Annotated in this window: 17 protein-coding genes and 1 tRNA gene; 10 read left to right on the top strand and 8 right to left on the bottom strand. The window is 36.3% G+C overall.

Annotated elements, in window-relative coordinates; translation table 11 throughout:
- The first annotated feature begins 18 nt into the window (after positions 1–18).
- Positions 19–753 (top strand): TerB family tellurite resistance protein, encoded by a 735-nt coding sequence (locus J8281_RS13195; RefSeq protein WP_210198106.1) that lies wholly within the window; start codon positions 19–21, stop codon positions 751–753.
- Between the two features lie 84 nt (positions 754–837).
- Here the strand turns inward: J8281_RS13195 and J8281_RS13190 are convergent, their stop codons facing one another.
- The 3 genes from J8281_RS13190 to crtD are packed head-to-tail and all read right to left on the bottom strand — an operon-like array spanning position 838 to position 4,093.
- The gene (locus J8281_RS13190) at positions 838–1,980 is read right to left on the bottom strand and encodes a lycopene cyclase family protein (RefSeq protein WP_210198105.1); all 1,143 of its coding nucleotides are present in this window, start codon (positions 1,978–1,980) and stop codon (positions 838–840) included.
- A complete protein-coding gene (locus J8281_RS13185; protein WP_210198104.1) occupies positions 1,981–2,607 on the bottom strand; it encodes a carotenoid biosynthesis protein in 627 nt (208 codons plus the stop codon).
- A gap of 4 nt (positions 2,608–2,611) precedes the next feature.
- Positions 2,612–4,093 (bottom strand): 1-hydroxycarotenoid 3,4-desaturase CrtD, encoded by a 1,482-nt coding sequence (gene crtD, locus J8281_RS13180; RefSeq protein WP_210198103.1) that lies wholly within the window; start codon positions 4,091–4,093, stop codon positions 2,612–2,614.
- A 140-nt stretch (positions 4,094–4,233) separates the two neighbouring features.
- Between crtD and J8281_RS13175 the strand changes: the two genes are divergently transcribed.
- Positions 4,234–4,650, top strand: coding sequence for a hypothetical protein (locus J8281_RS13175; protein ID WP_210198102.1), 417 nt, complete (start codon positions 4,234–4,236; stop codon positions 4,648–4,650).
- A gap of 26 nt (positions 4,651–4,676) precedes the next feature.
- Complete coding sequence (locus J8281_RS13170) at positions 4,677–5,603, top strand: DMT family transporter (protein WP_210198101.1); 927 nt, start codon at positions 4,677–4,679, stop codon at positions 5,601–5,603.
- Here the strand turns inward: J8281_RS13170 and J8281_RS13165 are convergent.
- The 4 genes from J8281_RS13165 to J8281_RS13150 form a co-directional block, all read right to left on the bottom strand.
- On the bottom strand, positions 5,600–5,752 hold the full coding sequence (locus tag J8281_RS13165) for a hypothetical protein (protein WP_210198100.1): 153 nt from the start codon (positions 5,750–5,752) through the stop codon (positions 5,600–5,602). The genes J8281_RS13170 and J8281_RS13165 overlap by 4 nt on opposite strands.
- A gap of 272 nt (positions 5,753–6,024) precedes the next feature.
- Entirely contained in the window at positions 6,025–8,121 is a 2,097-nt protein-coding gene (feoB, locus tag J8281_RS13160; protein ID WP_210198099.1) for a ferrous iron transport protein B, read from the bottom strand.
- A 15-nt stretch (positions 8,122–8,136) separates the two neighbouring features.
- Entirely contained in the window at positions 8,137–8,364 is a 228-nt protein-coding gene (locus J8281_RS13155; protein ID WP_210198098.1) for a FeoA family protein, read from the bottom strand.
- 201 nt (positions 8,365–8,565) lie between these two features.
- Positions 8,566–9,237 (bottom strand): SCO family protein, encoded by a 672-nt coding sequence (locus J8281_RS13150; RefSeq protein ID WP_210198097.1) that lies wholly within the window; start codon positions 9,235–9,237, stop codon positions 8,566–8,568.
- Positions 9,238–9,393: 156 nt separating this feature from the next.
- On the opposite strand from J8281_RS13150, the gene rseP reads away from it, so the two are divergent.
- From rseP to J8281_RS13120, 6 genes are all read left to right on the top strand, one after another.
- Complete coding sequence (gene rseP / locus J8281_RS13145; RefSeq protein WP_210198096.1) at positions 9,394–10,716, top strand: RIP metalloprotease RseP; 1,323 nt, start codon at positions 9,394–9,396, stop codon at positions 10,714–10,716.
- Between the two features lie 187 nt (positions 10,717–10,903).
- Positions 10,904–10,977 (top strand) — tRNA-Asn (locus tag J8281_RS13140).
- A 408-nt stretch (positions 10,978–11,385) separates the two neighbouring features.
- Positions 11,386–15,546 carry a type II CRISPR RNA-guided endonuclease Cas9 gene (cas9, locus tag J8281_RS13135; RefSeq protein WP_210198095.1) on the top strand — a complete coding sequence of 1,387 codons (4,161 nt, stop codon included), beginning with the start codon at positions 11,386–11,388 and terminating at the stop codon, positions 15,544–15,546.
- Between the two features lies 1 nt (position 15,547).
- Positions 15,548–16,444: a type II CRISPR-associated endonuclease Cas1 gene (gene cas1, locus J8281_RS13130; protein WP_210198094.1), complete on the top strand. Its 897-nt coding sequence runs from the start codon at positions 15,548–15,550 to the stop codon at positions 16,442–16,444.
- A 23-nt stretch (positions 16,445–16,467) separates the two neighbouring features.
- Positions 16,468–16,809 carry a CRISPR-associated endonuclease Cas2 gene (cas2, locus tag J8281_RS13125; protein WP_246849120.1) on the top strand — a complete coding sequence of 114 codons (342 nt, stop codon included), beginning with the start codon at positions 16,468–16,470 and terminating at the stop codon, positions 16,807–16,809.
- 1,431 nt (positions 16,810–18,240) lie between these two features.
- A complete protein-coding gene (locus tag J8281_RS13120; protein ID WP_210198093.1) occupies positions 18,241–20,238 on the top strand; it encodes an alkaline phosphatase family protein in 1,998 nt (665 codons plus the stop codon).
- Between the two features lie 185 nt (positions 20,239–20,423).
- On the opposite strand, the gene J8281_RS13115 is transcribed toward J8281_RS13120, so the two are convergent.
- The gene (locus tag J8281_RS13115; protein ID WP_210198092.1) at positions 20,424–20,906 is read right to left on the bottom strand and encodes a hypothetical protein; all 483 of its coding nucleotides are present in this window, start codon (positions 20,904–20,906) and stop codon (positions 20,424–20,426) included.
- A 23-nt stretch (positions 20,907–20,929) separates the two neighbouring features.
- Between J8281_RS13115 and J8281_RS13110 the strand changes: the two genes are divergently transcribed.
- A complete protein-coding gene (locus tag J8281_RS13110; RefSeq protein ID WP_210198091.1) occupies positions 20,930–21,205 on the top strand; it encodes a transposase in 276 nt (91 codons plus the stop codon).
- Positions 21,206–21,333: the final 128 nt, after the last annotated feature.

Raw genomic sequence — 21,333 nt, 5'->3', positions numbered from 1 at the left:
CTCGAAAAAAGGATTTGAATGATTAAGTGGTTTGCTGCGATATTAGGATATGTATTTTTTAGGCTTCCGGGTGGTGTGCTTGGTTTTATAATAGGAAGTCTTCTCGACTCATCGACAATTAAAACCAGGGGTGGTTTTTCATCTGTTTTTTCTGAAAGTAAGCAGGTTACTCCGGCCGATTTTGAGCTCAATTTACTTTCGTTATCCTCTATCGTAATCAAGGCAGATGGCAAAGTAAATCAAACCGAACTTGATTATGTACGTAGCTATTTTGTGAGTGCGTATGGTAAAGAACGCGCCAATGCCACGTTTAGAACATTTAACGAAATTATTAAAAACCGGGATGTTTCTGCACATCGAATTTGTGCCTACATCAATCAACATACCCGCTATCCTTCTCGACTTCAAATTCTTCATTTTCTGTTCGGAATTGCTAATGCAGACGGCACTGTAAGTACCGCAGAGGCAAATGAAATTCAAAATATTGCAAAATTTTTGCGCATCAATTTTAGAGATTTTGAAAGTATAAAGGCCATGTTTTTCAAAACAGGAGATCATGCCTACAAAATCCTGGAAATAGAAAAAACCGCAAGCGATGCCGAAGTAAAAAAAGCATTTAGAATCATGGCAAAAAAATATCACCCTGATAAACTACAGCATATGGACGAGGTATATAGAAAAGGAGCGAAAGAAAAATTTCAGGAAGTTCAAAAAGCATATGATCAGATTAAAAAAGAGCGTGGTATGAGCTGATACACTATCTAATCTATCATAAAACTGCCTTTTATGTACATCTATGCTGTTATTGTAATTTAATTTGGTGGTATATCGAGTTATTTATTTCAGCATTCTCGCCCAAAGCATGCGCAAGAAATTTAACGGTGGTAAACTTGCCATAATGCTAACGTCTTCTAATATTTTACTTTCTTCATCTAAAAATTTTAAAATTTGCGAAGTCTTGTTTCGCTGAAATAATTTTGAAAATAATGAAGCGCCTAAGTAATTCTTTTTATACAAAAGATCGATAAACAGTAAATCATAATACCAAAACTTGGTTTTTTTGCCAAATTTAGACAGGTCATCATTTTTTTTAAGAAAAGCGGAGAGTTGTAGTGTTTTTTTTGAGGTAAGATTAAATGTAAATCCGGTACTTGGTTTGGTCCACCCGCCGGCGGTCCCTATGTGAATCAAATTTTTAGAATTATGTTGTGAAAACTCGTAGCAGGTCATTGGGATACATCCTTTTTCTTTTTCAGTAATCTGATAGGTTGTAATTCCTTTTTCGTTTAGGTAATTTTCGATTTCACTTTCGTACTCTTCTTCTTTTAAAAGGGTTTCTGAAAATAATGTGTATTCAAACAATGCTTCGGTTTTAGAAAAAGGGAGCACATACATGAATCTCGTATTTCCTTTTTGTGGTACGGCAAAATCCATAAAAGTAGCCATACTATCATCAAAAACAGGTAGAGGTGTCTGAATAAACCAACCTATAAAATGCTGATTTAAAACCGGGTATTTTTGTTGGTCTTTATACGCTGAAGTAAAGGGAATGCTATTAAAAACTTTGGTGCCGTGATACTTGTTTTGATCGGTTGTTACCACTACTTTACTTTCTTGATCTTTGACTGTAAGAACATTTTCTAAAACGATAGTAACATTGGCTCTTTTTTTCACCTTATCGATGATAAAACTGTAAAATGCCTGGCTACGAAGCATTTTATATTGATAAGGCAAAATATCTATCTTCTTTTTAAACCATTCACTACCAAAATAAATGTGATGCCACTTTTTTATCAAAATTTCGTCCCAACTCCCTTCACCTTTTTCCCAATAACACCATGTACGATCATTGCTGTTTTTGATCTCTTTATCGATCATTAAGATCTGTTTTTTATCAAAATGAGGATCTGAGATAAGTTGATGTATGAGTATCAAGCCTGCTGCTCCTGTACCTGTTATAATGTAATCATATGTTTGCATTCACACGAATAAAAAGACGCTAAAAAAGAACAATATAGCAATAAAAATATGCAGGGAAACGGTAAAATGAAATACTTTTATGCTACGCTGCAGCAATACATGAGCCAATAAGGCCACAAAAAACCAACCCACATAGTTTTGAAGGGGTACAATTTCCTCTTCAAATTTCCAGAAATCAAATTTGGGCGCAGAAACTTCGATAATAAGATCTAAAAACACCATCAATATCGATCCCAATACCGAGGATATCCATAAATTACTTTGTAATTTCTTTACAATACCTGCAGAGCAGTACGTTAAAATGGCCCAATTGAGCCCAATAGTCCAGGGTACCCCTAAAACTTTGGGACCCAGATTCTCACCATAGTCATACGCTCCAAAAATTAACCCGTAATTCGCACCTAGAAACTCTGTGACCATTCCAATTCCAAAGGGGATGCAAAGCGCTAAGAGTACGGTTTTGTTGAAATCCGCATTCCAGAGGATGATTAGAAAATAAACAAGTAAATTGAGCCAGGTTAATGATAAGAACCACTGTTTGTAGCCCATTAAAATCCCTAGTACGCCAGAAATAGTAAATAACCAAACAACGAATATCGAAATGTATTTTTTTCTACTGCTATCCATAGTCTTACAAATGATAATCTTTTTGAATTAATTCTGATACAATCTTACCAGACAACAAACATAAAGGAATCCCCCCTCCAGGATGCACACTGCCCCCGCAGAAATATAAATTTTTAATCCTTTTTGAAAAATTAGGATGTCTTAAAAAAGCAGCAAACTTCGTATTACTGGCAGCACCATATAGCGAACCCTGATACGATTGCGTTTTACTTTCTATTGTTCTGGGATCTAGAATTTCTTCGGTCTCAACCACATCTTGAATGTTTGTTTTCAGGATTCTGGATAATTTTTTGAAAATTTGATTTCGTGACCTAGTAATGATTTGATCCCAATCCTGTCCTTTATTACCAGGAACATTAATCATTACAAACCAGTTCTCACAACCTTTGGGCGCATCGTTCTCTTCATTTTTTGAGGTGATATTAATATATACTGTAGGGTCGCTATACACTGTGTTTTGATTAAAAATACAGTCAAATTCCTTTTTATAATCCTGAGAAAAAAAGATGTTATGCAGATCCAGTTCTGGAAACTTCTTTTGTATGCCCCAATAAAAGATAAGAGCAGAACTGGATCTTGACTGTTGTAGTACGTTAACCGGGGCTTTTTGATCTGGCAAAAGTCGTTTGTACGTAGGAACAATATCCATATTTGAAATGATAACATCTGCCGGAATGTCTTTTTCGCCCACCTTTACTCCTACTGCGCTTTTATTTGCCACTACGATTTGCTCTACCTTAGCATTAAAATGAAAAGTAACCCCCAAATCTAGTGCTAATTGATAGAGGCTTTTGGTAATGCTATACATTCCGCCTTTCGGAAAATACGTACCGTAATATTGTTCGAGATGAGGAATCATAGACATAATCCCCGGAGTAAGATAAGGCGAAGAGCCATTGTAAGTGGCAAACCTGTTAAAGAATTGTACCATTTTTGGATCTGCGTAGGCTTGATTATTCACCTGATCTAATGATTTATTGACATCTAAAGCCTGTACTCTTAGTATCGCTTTGATAGTATCCCAAGAAAAGTATGTGGTTATTTTGTGTAACGACTTTTCTAAAAACAAAGATGCGGTAAGGTCGTATTTTCGTTTACTTTTTTTAAAATATTCTAAAATTTTTGAGGCTTCTACATCGAAAACCTGAGAAGCGTTTCGGGCAAACTTTTCTTGATCTGCATGAGCAGTAAATCTAGTACCGTCTTCAAAGAAATATGTACAAACATTTTCTTTTTTGATATATTGAAAATAAGCTTCAGTAGATTTTCCAGAGATCGCGAATAGTTCTTCTACAAATTGTGGCATGGTAAACAAAGAGGGACCGCAATCAAAACGATATCCTTTTTTGTGTATTTCTGTTAGTTTCCCCCCAGGCGAGTCATTATTTTCAAAAACATGAACATCCATGTTTAAATTTTGTAATCGTATGGCAGTAGCTATGCTGGCGATACCAGATCCTATAAGTACGGCTTTTTTTCTTTGCATGATGTGCTTCTGGTATTGAACTAGTTTTACGTAACAAAACTAAGCAACGTAAATTGAATTCTTCAAAAATCAACAATTAGAAGATAATGTACTTTATGCTACCGTAATTTTTGTATATCTTTAACTTCTGTCGAAGTCGTATGAAGTTATCTGTACTTGTCTTATGTTTTGTTTTCTTACCTTTCAAAATGACCGCGCAGGGGTCTGTACTACTCGAAAATCTTCTAGATAGTAGTACACTTAACCTACAAGACACCCTATTGTATGGTACTAAGAGCATTGAATTTCTTAAAGTAATTGAAGATTCTAGATGCCCGAAAGATAGGAACTGTTTCTGGTCGGGCAAAGCTACTGCCCTAGTACGCATTTACGAAAATGGAACTCATAAAGAAGATAAGGAACTGGTTTTTGGAGCAGATCATATTCAACCATATGCTCCCGCTAAGCTATGCGCTATCGATCAAAAAATACTATATGTTTACGATCTTTATCCCTACCCTTCATCTACGGGTACTTCTCGTAAATCATTATATTATTTACAGTTCGTAGTAAAATAATCTATAGAAATCATTTCCTTTGCCAAATGATTTCGAAAAAAGTTACGGCGCATCTGGCGTTAATTAGTGTCAATATGATCTACGGCGCGAATTATCTTATAGCCAAAGGGCTTATGCCAAATAGAATCGAAGCTTCTGCCCTTGTATTTTTGCGTATTAGCGGTGCCGGAATATTATTTTTAACACTACGTATTTTTCACAAAGAAAAAATCGATAGAAAAGATATTCCCCGATTGGCTTTATGCGGATTACTAGGGGTGGCCACCAATCAATTTTTCTCTATGAATGGCCTAAGTCTTACCTCTCCTGTAGATGCCGCCATTATAATTACAGCAATGCCTGTTTTTACCGTGGTTATTAGTCGTTTTTTGCTTAAAGAGCCTTTTACCCTACAACGAATAGCAGGTATTTCTATTGGAGCAACAGGCGCTACTTTACTCATTTATTTAGGGAATTCAGGATTAGGAACTGGTTCGTTAAGAGGAAACATTTTTGTATGCATCAACGCTTTGGCATTTGCTTTTTACCTGGTTATCGTAAAACCGTTGATGTCTAGGTATAGCCCGGTTACAGTGATTCTCTGGACTTTTTTGTTTGGGTTTATTTTTATGTTTCCGTTTTGTATTGTACCTGCAATACATACCGATTTTCAGTCTTTAACTGTATCAAACTGGATTTCTTTAACATATGTAGTCATCGGACCTACTTTTCTAGCTTATTTATTGAATATGTTTGCGCTTCAGTATGTAAAGCCAACGGTTTCGAGCAGTTATATTTATGTGCAGCCGGCAGTAGCCATGATTCTTGTAGCTGCAGTATCGTATAGTATGGTGAACAGCCAATATGAAGGTGATATTACGCTTACCAAATTATTGTGTTGTGTATTGATTGTGATCGGGGTTTATCTTATTAGTAGTGCCCCAGTAGCACGGCTAAAGAAACGAAAGTTTTAACGACACCCACAATCTGAACTGGCACAAGATGATGAGGACTTCTTTTTTGAAGAAGATGGTGACGGTTTCCAGAAGAATTTTTGAATCAAATACCCTACTGCCCCACCAAAAACAAGAAAAACAAGTATATTTTGAAAGATGATATTCATAAGTATTTATTTAATATTGAATTAAATTTTTTTGAATATCCGCTATACATCATAGCATTAACTTTAATGTCTGGTCGAGCGCAGTCGAGATCTGATTTAGAGCTCGTTAGGTTTACTAACCTCTCGACTGCGCTCGAGGAGACAGTGCAGTATGATTGATTACGGATATTCATATGAAATTCTTACTATTTTATGAATGATGAATTTTAATCGATATTCCAAAGACTTATTATTGTTCATTTTATACAAATATACAAAATCAATACCTGTAACTATTTTAAAATTTGATACGCTATCAGCGCTACGCCATAAGCCAGAATACTCATAGAAACTAATTGTATAACTGGCCATTTCCAGCTATTTGTTTCTCGTTTTACGATGGCCAGGGTACTCATACATTGCATGGCGAATGCATAAAAGAGCAATAATGATATTCCGCTAGCAAAATTAAACAGAGGTCCTCCTAAAACGGGGTTCACCTCTGCTGCCATTCTGTTTTTTATGGTCTCGTCTTCTTCACTGCCAACGCTATAAATTGTTGCCAAAGTACCTACAAAGACTTCTCTGGCGGCAAAGGAACTAATAATTCCGATCCCTATTTTCCAATCGTACCCCAATGGTGCGACTAGAGGCTCTATAGCTTTACCTGCATATCCTATGAATGAATGTTCTAATTTATAAGATGCAATTTTCTTTTTTTGTTCCTCTTCAGAAAGATCAGTAAATTGACCGGTTACGATTTCTTGAGCGTTACTAAAGTTCTCATTGGGTCCGTAACTTGCCAAAACCCACAAAATGATCGAAATAGCCAGAATAATTTTTCCTGCACCCAATACAAATGCCTTTGTTTTTTCAACAACATTAATGATGACATTTTTGAATAACGGAATTTTATAATCCGGCATTTCTATCACAAAATATGAAGTACTTTTCATCTTCAAAATTCTATGAAGTAACCATGCAGCTGCGATTGCAGTGGCAAAACCCAAAAAGTATAAAAACATAAGGGTTAGACTTTGATAACCAAAAATCCATCCTATTTTTTTATCAGGAATAACAAGTGCAATAATAATGAGATAAACCGGTAATCTAGCCGAGCAAGTTGTAAAAGGCACTACCAATATAGTAATCAACCGTTCTTTCCAGCTTTCGATATTGCGAGTAGCCATAACTGCCGGTATAGCACAAGCAGTACCAGAAACCAGCGGCACCACACTCTTGCCACTTAACCCAAATCGCCTCATAATGCGATCCATCAAAAACACTACCCTACTCATATAGCCGCTTTCTTCTAAAATTGAAATGAAGAGAAACAAAAACGCTATTTGAGGAATAAAAATGACAATCCCACCCAATCCGGGTATAATTCCTTCAGTAATTAAATCGACAAAGGGACCCGAAGGTAATATCGACTTTGTTGTCTCACTTAACCAGGCAAATGCCTCATCAATCATATCCATTGGGTACGAAGACCAATCGTAAATCGCCTGAAAGATGACCAAAAGAATTCCGAAGAAAATAAAATACCCCCAAAACTGATGAGTCAGGATTTTGTCAAGTTTGGCACGCATTCCTGTTGCGGCTTTTTCATCTATAACAAGTGCTTTTTTAAGCACATTATTAATAAATTGGTATCGCTTTATAGTTTCTTTTTGCTGAAGTCTTTTTAATTCACTTTCTGATTTAATTTTAAAATCTGGAGTAGTCACATACTCCTGTTTGTCTACTTTTCTAAAGTTTACATCCTGCGTAATCACTAACCAAAGCTTGTATAGCGACTGATTAGGAAATGTCTTTTGCAACTTTTTAAAATAGTCTGGAGCAAATGACAATGCCTGAAGACAGGGTGTTTTTGGTAATAATGTGTAGGACTCGATCAATGCTTTAAGCGTATCGATTCCTTCTTTTTTTCGTGCGCTTACCAGAGCAATTTTAGTGTTTAGCTCTTTTTCTAATAAAGGAATATCGAGGGTAATGCCGCGTCTCTTCATTCGATCTGCCATATTAATGACCAAAATCGTAGGAATCTCTAAATCTTTAATTTGAGTAAAAAGTAAAAGATTTCTTTTCAGGTTTTCAACATCACTTACCACTACTGCTACATCAGGAAAATCGATGTCATTTTTATTTAAAAGTAGCTCTATTACCACATTTTCATCTAAAGAAGAAGCGTTGAGACTGTAAGTACCCGGAAGATCCAAAATATGCGCTTTTACCCCTTTCGACAATTTGCAAACACCCTCTTTTTTTTCGACTGTAATACCGGGGTAATTTCCCACTTGTTGATTAAGGCCTGTTAGCAGGTTAAAAACTGATGTTTTTCCGGTATTTGGGTTTCCTAATAATGAAACTTTAATTGGTTTAGCCATATATATTCCTTACGACTAAATAATTTGAACTTCTATTTGAGCTGCTATGTCTTTGCGTATTGCAAGATGACTACCATTAATCATTAGATACATTGGGCATTGAAAAGGTGCCGTCTGGATCAATTCTACTTCATTTCCCGGCAAACATCCCATCTCGAGTAATTTTAACGGAATTCTATCTGAGGTTATTTCTTTTATTAATGCGCGTTGACCTCGTTTGAGATGAGCTATAGTAGTCTTCAAAAAAATTATTTAGATTGATTTTAAACAAGACAAAAGTAACTGAAAAAATCGTATTAGGAAAGCCCTGCCCTTAAAATAGGCTTAACAATTCGTTAAAATAGAATGCATTTGTACCTCTAAAGGATATGATATACCGAAGCGACTCGAAATTGAAAATTTGTTTCCAGCAAACACCCATCCAAGGGCTTATACCGAAGTAGTTTACTTCCCCTCTTTTTTTAGAAGGATAATATCTTCTATCAATCGATCGATTTCTTCTGGATTGGTACCGTCATAAAATCCACGAATTCGCCTTTTTGTATCAACCAACACAAAATTTTCAGTATGTACCATATCATAAGGACCGCCATCACCATCTGATTTGGCTGCCAAATATGATTTTCGTGCCAGATCGTAAATCTGTTTCTTGTCACCGTTTACCAAATTCCATTTTGAATCGATCACTCCTTTTTTTTGCGCATATGCTTTAAGTCTTGGCACACTATCAATTTTTGGAGTTACGGTATGTGATAATAACAAAACCTCTTGATCATCAATCAAGCGATCCTGAATCTCTTTCATATGACCCGTCATAATCGGGCAGATCGTTTGACAGGTAGTAAAGAAAAAATCGGCCACATAAATTTTATCCTTGTAATCCTGCTGAGTAATTGATACTCCGTTTTGATTAGTCAGATTGAAATCAGCTATTTGATGATATTTCCGTATGTATTGAACCGTGCTGTCTACCAATTCGGTATTTACCATATCAGGCTCATATACGGGTAATTTTCGATCTGGTTTCAGGATAGAATAAATTATCGAAACGATAATGGCAGATAATACAAAGAGTACTACTGCAAAAAATTTATATTTGGCAAAAAACTGAAGCATCCTTACATTTTTCTGGCTGCAAAATTACGGGTATTTTGACTGAAAAGTGCTTTTACCGCATTAAAATAATACTAAAAGTTAGGATATCGCGTATACATATTTTTATATACTCTAGTAAAAGGTTACTTTTGCGTGATTTAATTTTGAACAAGACCTATGAGTCCATTTTTTGTAAAAGCTATACAGCTATTATTAAGTTTATCCATCCTGATCGTTTTACACGAATTGGGACATTTTATACCGGCAAAACTATTTAAAACCAGAGTTGAAAAATTCTATCTTTTTTTTGATGTCAAGTTTTCGCTATTTAAGAAAAAAATAGGGGAAACCGTATACGGTATAGGTTGGTTACCTTTGGGCGGCTATGTTAAAATTTCGGGAATGATCGATGAGAGCATGGACAAAGAGCAAATGGCCGGGCCACCACAACCTTGGGAATTTCGATCGAAACCAGCCTGGCAAAGACTTATTATTATGTTAGGTGGGGTAACCGTAAATATTATTCTTGGTTTTTTAATCTACATGGCCATTATATTTACCTGGGGAATAAGTTACGTGGGCTTCGAGGATATGCCTAAAGGATTTGCAGTAGAAGAATCTTTTAAAGCGTATGGTTTTGAGGACGGAGACCGTATTCTATCTGTAAATGGTGAACCGCTTCAAGACGTAACAGATATTAATCACTATCTGTTTATGCGCGATGTAGAAACCATACGAGTAGTACATCAAAACGGTCAGGAAGAAACCATTACACTTCCCGAAGATATCGGCACAACCATGTTTGAATCTGGAGTGCTACGCCCTTTTTCTGCACTAATGCCACCGGTTTTGGATAGTATTATCCAAGGGTCTCCTGCCAATCAAGCAGGATTGCAAAAGGGAGACAAAATTTTATCGCTTAATGATCAAAAGGTAGATTATTGGAGTGACTTTAATAGTATAAAAGCAAAAGACACTACAGATACCGCTATTAAAGTTACCTATCTTAGGGATGGTAAAGAGAATACCGTGCAAATAGTACCCGACGAAGACGGTGCTTTTGGCGTGTATCCCAAAGTAAATTATACCGTACAACACAAAGAATATTCGTTGGTCGAAAGTATTTCAAAAGGGTTTGAATTTGGATACTGGACCTTGCATGATTATGTTGCGCAATTTAAATACGTATTTACTAAAAAAGGGGCCAGCCAGGTAGGTGGATTTGGAGCCATAGGTAATCTTTTTCCAGATACTTGGGATTGGAGGGCCTTTTGGGGTACTACTGCATTTATTTCGATTATCTTGGCGTTTATGAATATACTGCCTATACCTGCATTAGACGGAGGACATGTCATGTTTTTGTTATATGAAATTATAGCCGGTAGAAAACCCAATGATAAGTTTATGGAATATGCGCAATTGGTAGGTTTTATTATTCTCATCGCGCTTTTACTCTTTGCCAACGGAAACGATATTTATCGAGCCATTACCGGAAAGTAGTAAACTTCTTTATAACGAGGCTTTTAGATATTTTTATGAACAAAACTTTCATTTTTAGAAACGAATCAAAGAATACAGCCCCTTTGGCGGTACCAATAAAAAACAAAAAAATCTTTTTGAGATACAAAAAATAGTATATATTTGCACTCGCAAAAGAGAAAAACATCTTCTTTTTGCTAAGAAATAGTCCTCCTTAGCTCAGTTGGTTAGAGCATTTGACTGTTAATCAAAGGGTCCTTGGTTCGAGCCCAAGAGGGGGAGCTTCATAATTAAAGAGTTACAATTAGAATTGTAGCTCTTTTTTGTTTTTAGAAGATTTGCATAGAAAATATATAACCTCTACTGAAACAAGCATGGGAATGAATTTCCAATTGTGATTTAATGTACTTTCTAAAAATGTGACCTAAAAAAAATAGCGCAATTTGTCAATGAATTTCCAAAGTTCGAAGATATCTAAAATAATCGATTTTCACTTCAGGAGGGTTCTAAGAAAAAGAAAGCGACCCTTGTAAGGCCGCTTTAAATGTTTTCACAACGGAATAATCCTTATTGTGAATTGCTTTCAATATTTCAAAAATACGCAAAAAAAAATTACGTTCATTGTGGTTTTTCACAAATCTATTGAAGTGTTTTTGCTTATATTAGAAAGTAAATAATCGAATCTATACCATGAAAAGAATATTAGGTTTGGATCTTGGAACCAATTCAATCGGCTGGGCGTTAATTAACGAAGCAGAAAATGATCAAGAGGAATCTTCTATAGTGAAATTAGGTGTGCGTGTAAATCCACTGACCGTAGATGAAAAAACCAATTTTGAAAAAGGAAGACCCCTTTCTACAAATGCTGAGAGAACTCAAAAGAGAGGTATGCGTCGTAATCTGCAGCGCTATAAACTTAGAAGAGAAACGCTTATTCATATTTTAAGAGAGCATCATTTCATTTCAGGAGAAACACCACTCACAGAGATTGGAAAAAATACCACACATCAAACCTTGTCCCTAAGGGCTCGGGCAGCTATAGAAAAAATTGCGTTGGAAGATCTGGCTAAAGTACTTTTAGCCATTAATAAAAAAAGAGGCTATAAAAGCAGTAGAAAAGCTGCTAACGAAGAAGAAGGACAAGCTATTGATGGCATGCAAATTGCCAAAACTTTGTATGATGAAAATCTTACCCCAGGACAGTACGCCTTACAAATACTTGAAAAAGATAGTAAATACATTCCTGATTTTTATCACTCAGACCTTCAAGAGGAATTTGATACTATTTGGAATACCCAAAAACAGTACTATCCTAATATCTTGACAGAAGGGCTTTACAAAGAACTTAAAGGTAAAAACAAAAGTCAAACCTGGGCGATATGCCAACAGCCCTTTTCCATCGTAGGAATCAAGAGGATAGGTACTGCTGCTCAAAAACGTAAAGAGAATTATAAATGGAGGGTGCAGGGATTACAAGAGCAATTGGAATTAGAACACCTGGTCATTGCCCTACAGGAAATAAACAATAACATCAATCAATCCAGTGGGTATCTGGGGGCAATTTCTGACCGAAGTAAGCAGTTATACATGAACAATGAAACGGTGGGTCAATATTTATATAAACAATTAGTAAGAGATCCTCATACTTCCTTAAAAAATCAAGTTTTTTATCGACAGGATTATCTGGACGAGTTTGAAAGGATTTGGGAAACACAGGCTACATTTTATAAGGAACTGACTCTTGGTTTGAAAGATAAAATTCGAGATACTATCATTTTCTATCAACGTAAATTAAAATCCCAGAAAGCGTTACTTAGTTTTTGTCAATTTGAAAGTTGGAAGCAAGAATATATTCAAAAAGAAACGGGAAAGACTAAAACGCGTACTATCGGTAAGCGGGTTATCCCGAAGTCTTCGCCATTATTCCAGGAGTTCAAAATATGGCAGAATCTGAATCATCTTGTTTTTACTAATGATGAAGAAAAAAAGAAGATAGAAGTTAAAGATTTAGATCAGGAAGTACGGCAAGTACTATTTGACGAGTTGAATCTAAGAGGAGATTTAACTGCAAAAGAGGCATTGAAAGTACTTTCTCAATATATGAAATTAGGAAAAGTAAGCCAATGGCGATCCAACTTTGAAAAAATAGAAGGTAATCGTACGAATGCAGCACTATATAATATATTTCAAACTATTTCAGAACGTGAAGGCTATGGCTTAGATTGGAAAAAAAAGTCTGCTTCTGAAATTAAGAATGAACTGGCGACTACATTTCCGGAACTTGGAATAGATCCTACTATTTTTGACTTTAATGCGCATGAGAACCTACAACAACAACCAAGCTATCAATTGTGGCATCTACTGTATGCTACAGAAGAAGACGACAAAGTGACTGAAAAGGATAGGCTTATTTATGGCAACTCTAGTGTCTCTTTAAAAAAGAAACTTCAGGACAAATTTGGTTTTAAGCCAGAATACAGTTCATTATTGGCTAACATCTCTTTTTCGCAAGATTATGGAAACCTTTCGGCTAAAGCTATACGTAATATTTTTCCTTACCTGCAACAGGGTCATTTATATTCAGAAGCTTGTAAACTGGCTGGCTATAATCATTCCCATAGTTTAGATAAGGAAGCATTAAAGGATAGGGTTTTAAAGCCGAAGCTTGAAATTCTAAAGAAAAACAGCCTACGCAATCCAGTAGTAGAAAAAATCCTGAATCAGATGGTGAACGTAGTAAATCAAGTGATTGAAACTTACGGAAAACCGGATGAAATACGGATTGAACTAGCTCGGGAACTAAAAAAATCAGCAAAAGAACGTGCCGAAATGACTAAGAGCATTGCCGATGCTACAAGGCGCAATGATGAAATACGTAAAATTATAAACAGAGATTATAAAATCCCCAATCCCACTAAAAATGATGTCATCCGCTACCGGTTATATAAAGAACTGGAATCCAGAGGTCATAAAGATTTATTTACAGATACATACATTGCGCCGGATAAATTATTTTCAAAAGAAATAGATATAGAACATATTATTCCAAAAGCGCTATTGTTTGACGATTCATTTTCAAATAAGACGCTAGCGTTTAAAAAGGATAACCTTAAAAAAGCCAATAGAACGGCTTATGATTTTATCTCCCAAGATTATAACTCAACATTAGAGCAGTTTAAAGAACGTGTTGAAGGAATGGTAAAAAACAAAACTATAAGTAGGACTAAAGGCAAAAAACTTTTGATGTCTTTAAGAGAAATTCCTGATGAGTTTATTGAACGTGATTTACGAAATACTCAATATATTGCAAAAGAGGCACGTAAAATGCTTTTTGAGGTATTCAGAGAAGTGACACCTACTACAGGAAGTATAACTAATAAACTTAGAAATGATTGGGATCTGGTAAACGTGATGAAAGAGCTTAATTTGCCAAAATATCGTGCTTTAGGTCTAACCGAGTTTGAAGAACGTTTAGATAAATCTTCAGGAAAAATAATAAAACGTGAAGTGATCAAAGACTGGACAAAAAGAAATGATCATCGCCATCATGCTATGGATGCACTCACCGTTGCATTTACAACCAAAAACCATATTCAATACATAAACAATTTAAGTGCCAGAAAAGATACTTCGCAGGATAATCACCCAGTCATAAAAAATATTGAGGCGCTGATTACCGAGAAAAATCATAAAGGGAAACGTATTTTTAAAAGCCCTTTGCCCCGCTTTCGCGAAAGCGCTAAAGAACATACCGAGAGTATTTTAATAAGTTTTAAAAACAAAAATAAGGTGGTCACCAAAAATGTGAATGTAACCAAAGTAGGTAAAGGTAAAATCAATACTAAGGTTCAGCTCACTCCGCGCGGACAATTACATAAAGAAACTATTTATGGAAAATCGAAACGTCCGCTTAAGAAGCCTATTAAGGTCAATAAGAGGTTTACCCTTGAACAGGCGCATCTTATCATAAATTATCAGGAAAGAAAAACAGTTTTAGCTCACCTACAAAAATATGATCATAATCCTGAGGTTGCTTTCGATACTAAAACCCTGAAAAAGGAGCCATTGATATGCCAAAAAGAGGTACTTAAAGAAGTGTATTGTTTTGAAGAAATCTATACGATCAGAAAAGATATTACTTACGATAATTTTAAAAATGAAAAACATCTTGATAAAATTCTAGATGAAGGGGTGAAAACGACCTTAAAAAACAGACTTAAAATATATCATGAAGATTTTAAAAAAGCCTTTTCTGATTTGGACAAAAACCCTATCTGGCTCAATGAACAGAAAAGAATACCTATTAAGCGTGTTACGATAACCGGAGTAAGCAATGCCGAGCCCCTGCATATTGCCAAAGACCATCTGGGAAATCATATACATAAGAATAACAGAGACATTCCGGTAGATTATGTCAGTACTGGTAATAATCATCATATTGCCATTTATGAAGATGAGGATGGAAATCTGCAAGAAGAGGTGGTTTCCTTTTACGAAGCTGTGATCAGGAAAAACCAGGGAAATGCAGTAATCAATAAAAATCATTCTAAAGGCTGGAAATTTCTATTTACCATGAAACAAAATGAAATGTTTGTTTTTCCTGCTGAAGATTTTAACCCTTTAGAGATAGATCTGTTGGATCCTAGAAATAGTTCTTTGATTTCTCCTTACCTATTTAGAGTTCAAAAGATTGCAACTAAGAATTATATGTTCAGGCACCATTTAGAAACTACAATAACAAATAATATTGATTTTACTTATAGACATTATCAATCTACGAATCTATTGAAGGGTATTGAAAAAGTTCGATTAGATCACATAGGTCAAATCGTTCAAATAGGAGAATATTGATATGATTAAACGCACCCTCTTTTTCGGCAACCCTGCTTATCTAAGCACTAAAAACGAACAGTTAGTCGTCAATTATCCTGAAAAGGAAAAGGGAGAAAAGTCTATTCCTATTGAGGATCTTGGATACGTTGTGTTGGAAAACCCACAGATCACGATCACTAATGGATTATTAATGAAATTAGTACAAAACAAAACCGCAGTGATCACCTGTGACCAACAACATCTACCTTGCTCTTTTTTACAGCCTCTTGTGGGTCATAGCGAACAAACAGCACGTTTTCGGCATCAATTGAATGCCAGTGTTCCTTTGAAAAAGAATTTATGGCAGCAGACAGTTACTGCCAAGATTGAAAACCAGGCAGCTCATTTTTTGCAACAAGGTAAAAATGCACTACGTTTAAAACGTTATGCGAAAGAAGTACGGAGTGGTGATTTAGGCAATGAAGAAGCACTCGCAGCAGCCTTTTATTTTCAAAATCTTTTTGATCTTGATGGTTTTAGCCGAAATCAAAAAGGAGTAGCTCCTAATAATTTACTGAATTATGGCTATGCTATTTTAAGGGCTATAGCGGCCAGGGCTTTGGTGAGCAGCGGGTTATTGCCCAGCGTAGGAATCTTTCACAGTAATAAATACAATGCCTTTTGCCTGGCAGACGATGTCATGGAACCGTATCGGCCTTTTGTGGATTCCGTAGTGTATGATATCGTAGAAACGGGTTGTAATCTTGAAGAATTTACTACAAATATGAAATCTCAACTATTATGCATTCCCACCCTGGATGTTGTACTTGATGGGAAGTTGAGTCCACTAATGAATGCAATGAGCCGAACAACCGCTAGTTTATATGAATGTTTTAAGGGAAGTCGAAGAAAAATAGTATATCCTGAATTTGCATAACGAAACTAATAATATGTATGTAAATGGAACGCTTTTCACGTTTAAATCAATACCGGTCTATGTGGGTACTTGTCTTTTTTGATCTGCCGACTGAAACACAGACGGAACGTAAGGTAGCTGCAAGATTTCGCAAAAATTTACTGAATGATGGTTTCGCTATGTTTCAATTTAGTATCTATATGCGATTTTGCGCCAGTCGCGAAAATGCTGAGGTTCATATCAAACGTACTAAAAGCGCATTGCCTAAAAAAGGAAAGATAGGCATTATGCAGATTACAGACAAACAGTTCGGGATGATAGAACTTTTTCATGGTCAAAAGGAAGTAGAACCTGAGCCGCCAAGTCAGCAATTGGAACTATTTTGACAGTATAAAATCTTAGTATACAGAACAGATCTAATTACTGTAATACAAAAAACACTAATCCTATCATAAATATAAAACACAGAATACCAGCTAATTGAAGCAAGTATCCTGTGAATCATCACTAAAATAGTAATCTTGAAAGCAATTCACAACAGGTTCTGAAGAGGCAAATAGACGACACAGCCTGTGAATCATCACTAAAATAGTAATCTTGAAAACGACCGAAGCGTTAATAAAGTGTCCAGTGGACAGTTTTAGCGTAGGTGCGAGATGGTGCGTTGGCAAATTGAATATAAAAGTTGCTTCAAAAAGATCATCCTCTCGCTTCGTACCTCTCTCGTCGGTGATCACGAATCATCACTAAAATAATGATCTTGAAAACGACCGGAGCGTTAAAAAAGTGTCCAGTGGACAGTTTTAGCGTAGGTGCGAGATGGCGCGCAGGCAAATTGAACCTAGAGGTAACTTCAAAAGGATCATCCTCTCGCTTCGTACCTCGCTCGTCGGTGATCACGAATCATCACTAAAATAGTAATCTTGAAAACGACCGAAGCGTTAATAAAGTGTCCTGTGGACAGTTTTAGCGTAGGTGCGAGATGGTGCGTTGGCAAATTGAATATAAAAGTTGCTTCAAAAAGATCATCCTCTCGCTTCGTACCTCTCTCGTCGGTGATCACGAATCATCACTAAAATAGTAATCTTGAAAACGACCGGAGCGTTAAAAAAGTGTCCAGCGGACAGTTTTAGCATAGGGGCGAGATGGTGCGTTGGCAAATGAAGTATAAAAGTTACTTCAAAAAGATCATCCTCTCGCTTCGTACCTCGCTCGTCGGTGATCACGAATCATCACTAAAATATTAATCTTGAAAACGACTGGAGCGTTAAAAAAGTGTCCAGCGGACAGTTTTAGCATAGGGGCGAGATGGTGCGTTGGCAAATGAAGTATAAAAGTTACTTCAAAAAGATCATCCTCTCGCTTCGTACCTCTCTCGTCGGTGATCACGAATCATCACTAAAATAATGATCTTGAAAACGACCGAAGCGTTAAAAAAGTGTCCAGTGGACAGTTTTAGCGTAGGTGCGAGATGGTGCGTTGGCAAATGAAGTATAAAAGTTACTTCAAAAAGATCATCCTCTCGCTTCGTACCTCGCTCGTCGGTGATCACGAATCATCACTAAAATAGTAATCTTGAAAACGACCGAAGCGTTAAAAAAGTGTCCTGTAGACAGTTTTAATCTCATTTCTGAAGAGCCTTTGGGAAAGAGGAAGATGTAAAGGCATGTTTATCTAGAAAATCAACTTCATAAGGGTCATCCTTAACCTTTTTACTACAAAAACATAACAGTAAATTTCAAATAGGTGTCCTCAGGTTTTTTTTCTTTGAAAATATATAAAACTCATCTTAATATCTATAATTAAAACCTTAAATCATGAAGAATACTACAAAATCACTACTCTCTTTATTCGTTCTTTTGGCAAGTATCCTGTCAAACGCTCAAGCATCTAACGAAACATCTGAAGTATCGAAAATTGATCATGTACTGCATATAAGTGTCGACGGACTGCGACCAGATGTACTTACATCTCTTGGTGCACAAAATGTGCCCAATTTTTTTCGTTTTCGTACTGAAGGTGCATGGACCGATAACGCAAGAACCGATGTGCTAAATACCTCTACCATTCCCGGTCATACAAGTCATATTACCGGAAGACCTGTTTTTGGGGATCAAGGTCATGGATTTTGGTGGAATAGTGATCCCGGACCTTTTACCCTGCATTCCCAAACGTATATCGCTTCTGTATTTGATGTTGTTCATGATCACGGATTCTCTACTGCGCTTTACGCAGGAAAAAGCAAATTCATACTCTACGAAAATTCTTATGACGCTGATTCTGGTGCGGCAGATGGTATCGGTGTCGATAATGGAAGAGACAAAATTGACACCTATGTCAATACCTCTGATATGCAAGCATTGGCTTCCACCTTTATTGAAGATTATAAAACACAACAGTATACGTATGCATTTTTCCATTTCAGAAATCCTGACGGGCAAGGACATTCGACCGGGTGGGAATTGAATACTATTTCAGCATACGCTCAAAAAGTAGCAGAAATAGATGCTTTATTAGGTCGATTTTTTCAAGTTATTGAAACCACTCCAGGATTAGCCGGTCGTACAGCAATTATCCTTACTGCCGATCATGGCGGTGAAGAAGGTAAAAAAAATCATGGTAACTTATTTGATCCTGATAACTATACGATACCTTTTTATGTCTGGGGACCTGGGATAACACCAGGTGCAGATCTCTATGCACTTAATACTGATATACGAAAAGATCCAGGGACAAGACAACCCACCGATGACGGCTCATTATTACCTATTCGATATGGAGAAGTTGCTAATCTTGCCCTTAATTTGTTAGCGCTGCCCTCTGTTCCGGGGTCGGTGTATAACGCAGATCAATCCTTAAAAGTAACCTCATCTCAAAATAATACCATACTCGTATTTCAACAGGGGCTTAACCAATACCGAGGCACTGTAGATACTTATGTAAGACGCCATGAGCGCAATAGTAGTTACGGTTCGAGAGGAACACTACTTGTAGATGATGCAGATCCATGGTGGAGTGGCAGAGATAATCAATCGTTATTGCGATTTCAAAATATCATTGGGTCGGCGCAGGGTCAGATACCTAACGATGCTTCTATTCAAAAGGCTACATTACAAGTTCGAGTGGTAAATGAAGGTAAAGGAGGTCGTTTTCATCGTATGTTGACCTCATGGGACGAGAATGAAACCTGGAATACGCTCAATAATGGAATTTCAGCAAACGATCAAGAAGCAATCTCGCAACCCGATAGCGAAGTATCTACTGTAAAAAAAGGAATGCTATCTATTGATGTTACTACCAGTTTGCAAGCTTGGGCCAAAGGACAAACAAACTATGGTTGGGCGATTTTACCTACCCGAGGTAATGGATGGGATTTTTACAGCAGTGAAGGCTTTATGGCTCCTAGACTTATAGTATCATATGCTGATCAAGCTCCAGAATCAAAAACAAATACGTCGATTGTAGACCTTCAGAATACTAAAATCAGCACGCTCGAGGATTCAAAAACAAAGAATGAAGATCCTATAACTTCTAGTAATGATATTAAACCTTTATTATGGGGTAATTTCCCAAATCCTTTCACAGACACCACAACAATTGGTTTTTCTATTCCTGAAAAGCAACAAGTTACTGTTTCCATATATACTACTCAGGGGCAATTCGTAGCTACTTTGGCTAATAAAACGTTTGAAGCCGGAAGACATTTGATTCGGTACACGCCAAAAAATATTCGCCAGGGTATGTATATTGTAAAGTTTGTAGCAAAAGGCACTAAGGGAACTACAGAACAAACTAAGAAGATGATTTTTAAGTAAGTATTCGGTACTACCTGTTACTATTTTGACCATTGTATTCAAAAAATATCCACCTTTCTGCAGGATAAGGCAATCTGGTGGATATTTTTTTACTGTTACACAAATGAACGTGAATCAAGCCCGGATTACGTATTAGAATAAAGTATTTCAAGCCATATATAGATTTTATAGTGCATAATCCGGGTTTAAACATCATGTTCTTTCAAGTAATCTGTTAATTTTTTTGGCAGCATTTTTATTACCTGCAGAGAAAATGGTTTTTTATAAACTTTTGCAGATAATACCATTATACCTATTGTACTTAGTATTAATATGAATAATGCAAGAAGTAATTCTGTGAGATGCAATCCATAGGGCAATAAGGTGGGTATGGTTAAATAGCTTACAAAAGGGATATATTTTCCATATAGTACCGCAACGTGATCAGGATTAGTCGCAGCAAACATAGCAAAATAAATCGACGCAAAATTAAAGATATTGCTTAGAAACATCAAATGGTTTGAATTTTTGTTTCCGGAGTATATACCTAGTAAAGTAGTAATGGCACCGTTAAGTAAAAATCCAAAAATAAAAAACAACGGGATGAATAGGATTAAATTTTGTAACGGAAGTTGGGTCACGTTTTGAATATAATTCCCCCCAAAATTAGGGCAGTAAATTAAGTTCAAAAAATGATTAAATTTACTGTATTATGACACGAAGAAAATTTACTTCAAAATTCAAGACAAAAGTTGTTTTAGAAGCTTTAAAAGAACGAGAGACGACCAATGAGTTATCACAACGTTTTGATGTTGCTCCGCAGCAAATCACCTCTTGGAAACGCGAGTTTCTTAAAAATGCCGAGGATGTTTTTACCAAAGGTTCAAAGTCCAAAAAAACAGAAGCAGAGGAAAAGGAAGAACGTTTATTAAAAACCATTGGGCAGCAAAAGGTAGAGATTGATTTTTTAAAGAAAGCCTTGTCATGAAATAGAATGTACAGCAACGCAGAGGGCATGTTGACAAGGCACACAAGTTAAGTGTTACCCATCAGTGTAAACTGTTGAGTATCCATCGTAGTGGTTTATATTACAAGCCTGTAGGCGAATCTGCCTTA

It is taken from the genome of Aquimarina sp. U1-2 (assembly GCF_017897595.1).
In the GTDB taxonomy this organism is placed as follows: Bacteria; Bacteroidota; Bacteroidia; order Flavobacteriales; family Flavobacteriaceae; genus Aquimarina.
The sequence above is the reverse complement of the archived record's forward strand: the minus strand, read 5'-3'. Positions and strand labels throughout refer to the sequence as shown.